A 10,947-nucleotide genomic window follows, 5' to 3' on the forward strand; every position below is an offset into this window, starting at 1 on the left:
TGGTGTTATTTCGAACTTACCACCATGTTTGGTGATATACCTTTAAGATTAACAGTTCCGGAAGTAGCAGAAGATTTTGGTATTGCTAAAACTGCTAGAGCTGATGTATATGCACAAATTGAAAGTGATTTAACCGATGCTATTAATGGATTGGCTGATAAATCTACATCAGAATATTTTAGAGCCTCTAAAGGAACTGCGCAAGCATTAATGGGTAAAGTTTTGGTGTTTCAAGGAAAAACATTAGAAGCCATTCCTTATTTCGAAAGCGTTATTTCTAATCCAGCACACGATTTAGAAACTAATCCAGAAGATGTTTGGAGTGTTAATAGTGAATTTGGTATTGAATCATTATTTGAAATGGGTTATATATCTACATCTGGAAGAGATTGGGGTAACATTGCCTGGGGAGGAAGAAACGAGAGTAACTTACATGTACAATTAATGGGACCTCGTGGTGATGGAATTTTTGATGTTACTGGAACTGGTCTTTTAAATGGCTGGGGCTTTAACATGCCATCAAGTAAGCTAGTGGATGCTTTTGAGGCAGCCGGTGATGTTAATAGAAAAGCAGCTACAGTAATGACTGAAGCTGAACTAATTGCCGCTGGTGGTGCTGTAGATCCTTCTAAAGCTACAGGAGGTGAAATTGAAGACTACCAAGGTGCCATAAGAATTAAATATGCCACAAGAAGTACAGACACATCTGAAGATGGTGTGAGAGAACTTAATTATACCACAAACTGGAGATTGCTAAGATATGCTGAAGTATTATTATTAGCTGCCGAAGCATATAATGCAGAAGGGCAAGATGGTAAGGCAAGGACTGAATTAAATAAAATAAGATTCAGAGCTGGTTTAGCTAATGTGTCTGACACACTAGCAGGCACGGCTTTATTTGACGCTATAGTAAATGAGAAATTCTTAGAGTTAGCTCACGAAGGGCAACGTTTTTGGGATTTAGTTCGTTGGGGTATTGCTTCAACTGAATTATCTGGAACCGGATATTCGTCTAAAAATGATTTATTCCCTATTCCAATTACAGAAATAGATAAAAATTCAGAATTAACTTTAGACGATCAAAATCCAGGATATTAATAAAAAGTTAGTTTATAATTTGAGTTAGTTTAGTTTTAAAAACAACGTGGTAAAACACGTTGTTTTTTTATTTAAGGAACAATTGTATTTTTAATACGCTCAATTAAAAGGTTTAACATGTTAAATAAATTCGTAATTACTGTTGTTAGTTTGCTGTTTTTAACAAGCTGTGTAAACGAAAAAACTCAAACTACAAATAAGATATTTAGAAGCTTAAATGCCTATTCTACGGGAATCGATTTCAAAAACATGTTGATTGAAAATGATTCTATGAATTATTTTAACTACACTTCCATTTATACAGGAGGAGGCGTTTCTACAGGCGATATTAATAACGATGGCTTAATAGATGTTTTCTTTACAGGAAATCAAGTTCAAAACAAACTGTTTTTAAATAAGGGAAACCTTCAATTTGAGGATATTACAAATAAAGCTAGTGTAGGTGGTGATTCTAGATGGTATACAGGTTCTACCATGGCGGATATTAATGGCGATGGCTTTTTAGACATTTATTGTTCGGTTGCAGGAATTGCTAACGAAAGAAGAAACCAACTTTTTATTAATAATGGCGATGGCTCGTTTAGTGAACTAGGAGAAAAATACGGGATTGATGATCCTGCCAACTCCATTCAAGGCACTTTTTTTGATTATGATAATGATGGCGATTTAGATTTGTATGTAGCAAATTATCCTATTTCTAATGTTAATACTTCAAATTTTGATTACCTCAATAGAATGAAAACGGTTTCTGATCAGGAATCAGATAAATTATTTAGAAACGATGGTCATGTTTTTACAAATGTTTCAGAAGTTTCGGGTTTAAAAAGTTATGGCTTTTCTTTTGGTGTAGTAGCTAGCGATGTTAATAATGATGGTTGGCAAGATTTATATGTTTCTAGCGATTATAGCGTACCCGATTATTTTTACCTTAATAATGGCGATGGTACGTTTATAGATGTTATTAAGAAAGCTACAAGTCATACTGCATTTTACGGTATGGGCGTTGATATAGCAGATTTTAATAATGATGGAAACCTAGACATTTTTCAGGCAGATATGGATGCCAACAATAACAGGCGCCAAAAGGCTAATATGTCTAGCATGAAACCCGAAGTGTTTAATGAAATGATTTTTATGGGCTTTCATTATCAATACATGCATAATTGTATGCAATTAAATACAGGTGTATTAGAAAATGATATTCCGCAATTTTCAAATATCTCAAGGTTAACTGGTACTTCTTCAACCGATTGGAGTTGGGGACCAGTTTTTGCAGATTTTGATAATGATGGAAACAAGGATTTATTCATTACAAATGGTGTAAGAAGAGAAATAAATAACACCGACTTTTTTAATACCTATTCTAAAAACGATTCAACTAAATATAGTGATTTAGAAAAAAGCCTAATGATGCCTTCCGAAAAAGTTGATAATTTCATTTTTCAAAATAAAGGACATCTTCAATTTGAAAAAGCAAACAAAAAATGGGGTATTGAGTACAAAGGGTTTTCAAACGGCGTTGCCTATGCCGATTTAGATAATGATGGCGATTTAGAAATTATAACCAATAATATAGATGATTACGCCTCTGTTTACGAAAACAAAAGCTCTAATATTAATAACTATTTAACCTTGCAGTTTGAAGGGAAAGAAAAGAACACCTTTGGCTTAGGAAACCGTGTTTATGTTTCAGCTGAAGGACAAACACAAATGCAAGAGCTTACCCTTACTAGAGGCTTTCAATCGTCAGTATCAACAAAACTTCATTTTGGATTAAATTCATCTAAAAAAATCGACTCATTAAAAGTGGTTTGGACAGATGGAAAAGTTCAAACTCTAAATCATGTAAAAACGAATCAGCATCTTGTTTTAAAATATAGTGACGCCAGTTTTTCAAGCAAAAAGAGTCCTGTCAAACCTACTTTATTTAAAACACTAGAAGATGATATTTTTCCAAAACACAAACATATAGAAAACACGCACGACGATTTTTTAATGCAAGTATTATTACCTCATAAAATGTCAGCTTTTGGTCCAGCCTTGGCCACAGGTGATTTAAATAATGATGGATTGGATGATTTTTTTGTTGGTGGTGCTTTTGGGTACCCAGGAAATATCTATTTTCAAACAAAAGATGGTTTTAGTGAAGCTTCAATAGAATTTTTAAAAGAAGATAAATTAAGTGAAGATGTAGGAGCCCTTATTTTTGATGTCGATGCCGATGGCGATAACGATTTATATGTGGTTAGCGGTGGTTACGAGTTTGCTAGTCATTCAACATTATGTCAAGATAGATTGTACCTAAATAATGGAAGTGGGGAGTTTGTAAAAACAGCACTTCCAGAAATGAAAACTAGCGGGTCTCGTGTTTATAATGCCGATTTTGATAAGGACGGGAAGCAAGATTTATTGGTTCTTGGGCGTCAAATTTCAGGGAAATATCCTGCTCCTGCTACTAGTTATTTGTTGATGAATAAGAGTACAAAAACAGAAGTTGTATTTGTAAACGAAACACAAAACAAAGCCAAAGACTTTTTAAATTTAGGGATGGCAACTAGTGCAGTAATAACCGATTTTGATAACGATAGTTGGTTAGATATCATAATAGTTGGCGAATGGATGCCAATTAAAGTATTTAAAAATATGAAAACCGAATTTAAAGAGGTGTCTTCAGAAATGGGATTAAATAATGATACTACGGGATGGTGGTGGAGCATAAAAGAAGGTGATTTTGATAATGATGGAGACGTAGATTTTATTGTTGGAAACAATGGGTTAAATTATAAATACAAAGCCACCGAAAATGAAACATTCGATATTTATGTAAATGATTTTGATAACAATAAAAAAGAAGATATTGTTTTGAGCTATTATAGTGAAGGCGAGCAAGTTCCGGTAAGAGGGCGCTCTTGTTCATCACAACAAATACCTGGTATTAAACAAAAGTTTAAGGATTACAATAGTTTTTCTGAAGCAAATTTGGTTGATGTTTACACCAAAGAGGCCTTAGAGTCATCATTACATTATCAAGTAAAATCATTTGCTAGTGTGTATTTAGAAAATAAGGATGGCCAATTTATAATACATCAATTACCAATTGAATCTCAATTTTCAAGCATCAATCAAGTTTTAGTTGATGATTATGACAACGACGGAAATTTAGATGCGCTTATTGCAGGGAATTTATATGTGTCTGAAATTGAAACCCCGAGAAATGATGCCAGTTTTGGTTACTTTTTAAAAGGAAATGGAAATGGAACTTTTAAGGCTATAAAACCTACTAAAAGTGGTGTTTACATAAAGGGTGACACAAAAGACTTAGCAGAAATAACTGTGAAAGGACAAAAGTATATTATTGCTGCAAAGAATAATGATTATGTTCAGTTCTTAAAAAATTAAGAACCGAATAAAAACAGTTATAAATCCAACTAACGTCAAACGTAATTCTATCAACTCTCCAATTAAACACTTTAAAAAAAAACCGAATAGTTTTTGAGACTTAAAAAACCTTATTTAACAGTTATTGTAATCTTTTTAGAAATGTTATCTGAAGCATTTCCAACATACACTATATAATCACCTTTTTCTAAGTTCCAATTAGAAATAGATTCATCATAAAAAGCTAACGAACTAACTGGAATATTAATTTTTACTGATGAGTCTTCGCCAGATTTTAAATTTGTTTTCTGAAAACCTTTAAGTTCTTTTAAAGCGCGCTTCACTGTTGATTTTGGTTTTCCTATATATACTTGAACAACCTCAGATCCCCCTTTAGCCCCGGTATTAGTTACTGTACAAGATATATTTATTGAGTCCTCTAGAGTATATTCTTTTTTATCTATCTCAATTTCAGATAAACTAAAAGAAGTATAAGAAAGGCCATATCCAAAAGCATATAATGGTTTTATTTTTTTTGTATCATGCCATCTATAGCCAACCAAAATATCATCTTTATAATGTTGTGTCATATCTACTCCAGGATAAGATTTTTCACCAAAATAATGAGCACCATTATCTTCTAATTTAGCTGGAAATGTAAATGGCAATTTCCCTGACGGATTTACATCTCCACTAATTACATCTGCAATACTATGCCCTGCCATACTTCCTAAATACCACGTCTCTACTAATGCATTTACTTTATCTAACCATGGCATTTCTACTGCGTTTCCACTTATTAGAATAACTCCTATATTTTTGTTTACTTTATGAATATCATTTAATAGTTTTTCTTGACCAAAAGGCAACCCAAATTGCTGCCTGTCATCACTTTCACAATCTTGCCAATGATTTTTATTTAATCCACCTACAAATAAAACGATATCTGCTTTTTTTGCAGTTTCCATAGCAGCTAATCTTAAAGAATCTTGGTTCATTGTTGGGGGTAAAACTTTATCATAATTGAAAGCACCAGATTCGTAACCCATAGTATGTAATATTGTAGCATTTTTAAATCGAGCCTTAATGCCTTCTATAGGGGAAATTTCGAATTTAGGTTTAAGCTCTGACGAACCACCACCTTTAGTCATAGAGCGCGTAGCGTTTTCTCCAATTACTGCTATTATTAATCCTTTTTTGTCTTCTATTGGGAAAAAATTATCTTCATTTTTTAATAATACGATTCCTTCTGTTCCTACCTCTCTAGCAACATCATGATGCTCTTTATTATTTGCTTTACCTAATGGTCTATTAGCGCTTAAGTTTGTTCTAAACATTAACCTTAAAATTCTTCTAACCTTATCATCCACAACAGATTCTGGAATTTCTCCGCTTTTTAATTTCTTTAGAAATGGATTGGCTAAAAAGTAATAATCGTAATGATTTGCAATATTTGCCCCAAGACCATCAGTACCAGTTCCCATTTCCATGTCCAAGCCATTAAGCGCTGCTTCCATGGTATCATGTGTTGAATTCCAATCACTAATTACTACGCCATCAAATTCCCAATCTGTCTTTAAAATTTTATTTAGCAACTCATGATGTGTAGTATGCTGCCCTCTAAATTTATTATAAGCACCCATAACAGACCATACTCCAGCTTCTTTAACCGCAGCTTTAAATGCAGGTAAGTAAATTTCATATAATGCTCTATCGCTAGCTTCAACATTAATCGTGAATCTATTATGCTCTTGGTTATTTAATGCGTAATGCTTAACGCAAGCTGCTACACCATTTTCTTGAACGCCTTTAATATATGGTACAACCATGGTTGATGCTAAAAAAGGATCCTCACCCATATATTCAAAATTCCTTCCGTTAAGAGGTGTCCTATATATATTTACTCCTGGACCTAACAGCACATCCTTTTTACGATATCTTGCTTCCTCGCCTAAAGCGAAACCAAATTGACTAGAAAGTTCTGGATTAAAAGATGCAGCCAAACAAGTTAAAGCAGGAAAAGCCGTAATGGAGTCGTTTGTCCAACCCGCGTCAGACCAATCATCCCAAGATATTTCTGCTCTTACTCCATGAGGTCCATCGCTCATCCAAATTTCTGGAATTCCTAATCTTTCAACACCTTTTGTACTAAATTTAGATTGTGCATGGCACATGGCTACTTTTTCTTCTAAAGTTAATTTTTTTAGTATCTCTTCAATTTTCGCCTCAGTATCGTCAGACATTGAGCTTTGTGTTTTATTAATCCTATTTGAAGTTTGAACATCTTGTTGTCCGTATAATAGTATTTGACCTAAAAATGCACATATTAGAAAAATGGACACGTTATAATTGGCTTTAAAAGTGATTTTCATAGATGTATTGGTTTCGTTTATTAAAAGAGTACATTTCGAAAGTAAATTAATTGTGTGTCCGAAGCTTAGAAGTAAAAATACTTAATGCCAAACATTTTGTATAAAACAAATACAGCAAGTATTAGGATTTTTGTTGCATTAATCATTTTTATTTTACGAAGAATACTCAAAAAGGGTTTATGCTTTGACTTTTAAATAGCGATTGGCAGTTTAATGAAATGTTGCAGCCAAATTATATTATTAAACGACAAGCTTTATCTAAAATTTTTTTATTCAGTTTTAGTAACTAACCACCAGACTGAAATATTTGGAGGGCTTTTTTTATTATTATATGTTTTGTTTTACAGTATAATCCTTGATATCATGATTGGTAACATCCTAACAACTAAAATTCACTTTTTTGAGGAGATAATTTAAACTTATGAAATTTGAACCGAGTTTTTTAACTCCTTAAAATTGATTTAAAAACTTCCTTAGTCTACTTCCTTGGGTTTTATAATCGAATTCTTTTAGTCCTAATGCTTTTCCGTTCAATCCAATGGCTTTAGATTTCTCAGGGTTTTTTAATACAAACTCCATTTTTTCGGCATAAGCACTAACGTCGTAAGAGTCCGCTACTAAGGCCGTTTTTTCATCCTCGAAATAATTTTTTATTTCACCAACTTTGGTTGTTATTATAGGATTTCCTGATGCTAAATATTCGCCAATTTTGTGCGGAAATCGCGCCGTATCTTGTGCTGTGGGTCTTAACGGAATAAGTAAGGCTATCGCATTTACATATAGATAAACCAATTGCTCATAAGGTATATTAGAGAACAATTTAATTTTAGGAACATCAAATTGATTATTTACTTCTTGTTGTAATAGTTCAACCTCTTTTTTGCTTCCTCCACTAACTATCATGTACAGTTTAGCACTTTCATTGTCAGGAATGTTTTTATAGGCTTCAAAAATAAAATCTATTACCTGTCTGTAAGCCATACTTCCGCAATATAAAAAATAAGGTTCCTCGTTACTCTTTTCTAATTCGAATTTTTCAAAATCACTAATAATTGGAAGTTTCAAAATAGGTGTTTTAGGCGAAACTTTTTGATAGTAAGCCATGAGGTAATCACTAATTGGTATCGCTCCATCAACCATCTTAACAAAATAATTATCCATAAAATAATCATTAATTCTTTGCCCTATTGATGATCTATTCTGCATGGAAGATCTCATCTCAACAAAATTAAGCACTACTGGGAAGCCAATAATACTGGCATAAAGACGGTAGCGAAGAACATGAATAACTTTATGATTGGAGATTATAGCAAGTGTAATATTATTGGCCTTTTTTAAACGGTATAAATATTTAAATTCACCAATTATTCCTTTTATTTTTGAGATATTTCTTTTTAAAAATCCTTCAGGTTTAAAGACATTACCAGATGTATATAGGTAATTTATCCCTTCAAAAGTGCCTTCAACATCAAAACCAGGGTTGTTTTTTTTATTCAGTTTTCCTTTTCTGCAAAGCACCGTAACCTTATAATTTTCGATTAGCAATGATTTTGCTATCAATATCATTCTCTGAGTCGCGGCAAGTCCATATGGGAATCCCGATTCTCCAAGGTATAAAATATGCTCTTTTGTAGGTTGATTTTCTTTTTGTAAACTCATTTCATTTTTTTTGTAGACAACAAACTTTTTTTATCCGTTTCGCGAATTAAGCCATTGATCCAAGAATAGCAATGACCATATTTTGTTGTTAAAATCGCGCATACCTTTGTTGTGATCGTTTACTATCTGGTTTACATAAGTTGGGTCCAAATAATCATATAACGGCCCTTTTGTGCCTAATAATCGGTCATTAACATAGTCTTTTAATTCCTCCTTAAACCACGCTTTCAATGGTACACTGAAGCCCTGTTTTTTATGAGAAATGATAGATTCTGGCAAATGTTTTTTCATGGCTTCCTTAAAGATGTACTTTTTAATGGTGCCTTTCATTTTTAATTCAGAAGGAATTCTGGCCGTTAATTCGGCAAATTCATGATCCAAAATAGGTACTCTAACTTCAAGTGAATTTTGCATACTTGCCCTATCCACTTTGGTAAGTACACCATCAACCATGTAGCTTTGCATGTCCATTTTTTGCATATTGAATAAGAAGTCGTCAGATCCTGAATTGGTAAAGCCTTTGATTCGGTTTAGTTCAGCAGGAGATTGCTTAATATCATGCCAAAGTTCTTTCTTAAATAATTTTGATCGCTCAGCTTGTTGCCATATCGATAAATAAGCAGGAAAACTGTCTTTAGGTTTTGAGAGATAATATGTGGCGCCTTTTCCTTTTACACTATTTGGTAACATTTTATGCATACCTCCCCAAAAATGCTTGCTGAGGTTTTCAGGTAACACATTGAAGTTACGCATGTTCATCATTCTATTATACTTATTGTATCCGGCAAATAATTCATCCCCTCCATCGCCAGATAATACTACGGTTACATGCTGTCTTGCAAATTTTGAAACGAAATAGGTTGGAATTGCCGAAGAATCAGCAAAAGGCTCATCATAACTATCAATTAAATGTGGTAATAAACTAACAGACTCAGGTTCAACAATTTGTTCATGATGTTCTGTGTTATACATTTTGGCCACTTCTCTGGCATATTTTAATTCATTGAACTCTTCCTCTTTGAACCCAATTGAAAATGTTTTAACGGGTGAACTAGAATTTTTGGACATTAAGGCAACCATGGCGCTGGAGTCAACACCGCCACTAAGGAACGCACCCAAAGGCACATCACTCATTAAATGCGCTTTTACCGATTCAGATAGTTTGTTATCTAATAGCTCACACCAGTCTGCTTCTGATTTACTATAGTCAGGCGTATAATGAATATCCCAATATCTGTTTATTTTAACCTTGCCACCTTGTTCAATTTCTAAAGTATGGCCAGGCATTAATTTGTGTATGTTTTGATAAATGGTGCCTGCTCCAGAAGAATATCCATACGTTAAATACTGATCTAACATGGGAATTGAAAGAGTAGAAGTAGATTTTGTCTGATTCAAAACACACTTTATTTCTGAACCAAAAATAAATTTTTCATGGTCTAAGTAGTAGAAGAAAGGTTTGATTCCAAAACGGTCTCTAGCACAGAATAATTTTTTGTTTTTTTCATCCCAAATAGCAAAACCGAACATGCCTCGAAGGTGTTTCACGCAGTCGCTACCGTACTCTTCGTAAAGATGTACAATGGTTTCGGTATCACTACCAGTTTTGAATTTATGTCCTTTGGCGATTAATTGTTCCCGTAAACTTACATGATTATAAATTTCTCCGTTGAAAACAATCCAAATACTATCATCCTCATTAGCTAAAGGTTGATGACCTGTGTGAAGGTCGATAATACTCAGTCGTCGAAACCCAAAACCAACATTTCCTTTAACATAATAACCGCTATCATCTGGCCCTCGATGGGTAATCAATTCCGTCATTTTATGTATCTCATCTTGAAAAACAGGTTTCCCCAAATCAAAATTAACTTTGCCACATATTCCGCACATTTCTAGAGCTGGTGTTTAAATTTGTAAAAAAGAATCAAAGGTAATCTATAAAGGAAGTATTACTGCAAACTATTCTATTAAAGAAAAATCGCATCGTTAAAATGCATTTTTTTATATAAGAGTTTCAAAATATGCTAACTTTAATATGAACATCATTCGTTAAAAAAAGCTGTTTTAGATATTATATTTATCATCGCGATTCTTAGAATTGGGATCTTTTATTTCATTTATCCTATTTATGCTTCCTTTGTCTTGAAATAGATATGAAATTTCAAGAAAAGTTTTATAATTGCATTTCAATTTATTGAAGTTAATTGGATTCATATTTTACGATGTTGTCATTAAAGAAAAGCATTGCTTTATTTAAAAATGTCAAGATTATTAAATTTAAATATGTAATTACATTGCTTGAGTTGTTATATAAGTTGTAAAAGCCCATAATGACAGAAAAGAAGAATATTTGTATTACCATAAACTCACTTAGCCCAGGCGGTGCAGAAAAGCAAAGTTTACTTTTAGCAAAGGCGTTAAAGCCGTTTCATAATGT

5 protein-coding genes are annotated in these 10,947 nt (G+C 33.1%); 2 read left to right on the forward strand and 3 right to left on the reverse strand.

The genetic code is table 11. The features are described from left to right. The coding region (locus tag WBN21_RS04825) for a RagB/SusD family nutrient uptake outer membrane protein (protein WP_424198153.1) at nt 1–1,098 on the forward strand (1,098 nt) is incomplete at its 5' end. Nucleotides 1,099–1,215: 117 nt separating this feature from the next. Beyond that, the gene (locus WBN21_RS04830; protein WP_424198154.1) at nt 1,216–4,497 is read left to right on the forward strand and encodes an FG-GAP-like repeat-containing protein; all 3,282 of its coding nucleotides are present in this window, start codon (nt 1,216–1,218) and stop codon (nt 4,495–4,497) included. Nucleotides 4,498–4,607: 110 nt separating this feature from the next. Here the strand turns inward: WBN21_RS04830 and WBN21_RS04835 are convergent, their stop codons facing one another. From WBN21_RS04835 to asnB, 3 genes are all read right to left on the reverse strand, one after another. Beyond that, nucleotides 4,608–6,848, reverse strand: coding sequence for a beta-glucosidase family protein (locus WBN21_RS04835; protein WP_424198155.1), 2,241 nt, complete (start codon nt 6,846–6,848; stop codon nt 4,608–4,610). Nucleotides 6,849–7,298: 450 nt separating this feature from the next. Further along, nucleotides 7,299–8,507 (reverse strand): glycosyltransferase, encoded by a 1,209-nt coding sequence (locus WBN21_RS04840; RefSeq protein WP_424198156.1) that lies wholly within the window; start codon nt 8,505–8,507, stop codon nt 7,299–7,301. A gap of 30 nt (nt 8,508–8,537) precedes the next feature. Beyond that, nucleotides 8,538–10,400 carry an asparagine synthase (glutamine-hydrolyzing) gene (asnB, locus tag WBN21_RS04845; RefSeq protein WP_424198157.1) on the reverse strand — a complete coding sequence of 621 codons (1,863 nt, stop codon included), beginning with the start codon at nt 10,398–10,400 and terminating at the stop codon, nt 8,538–8,540. Nucleotides 10,401–10,947: the final 547 nt, after the last annotated feature.

Origin of the sequence: Algibacter sp. (genome assembly GCF_049667265.1) — a bacterium.
In the GTDB taxonomy this organism is placed as follows: domain Bacteria; phylum Bacteroidota; class Bacteroidia; order Flavobacteriales; family Flavobacteriaceae; genus Algibacter_B.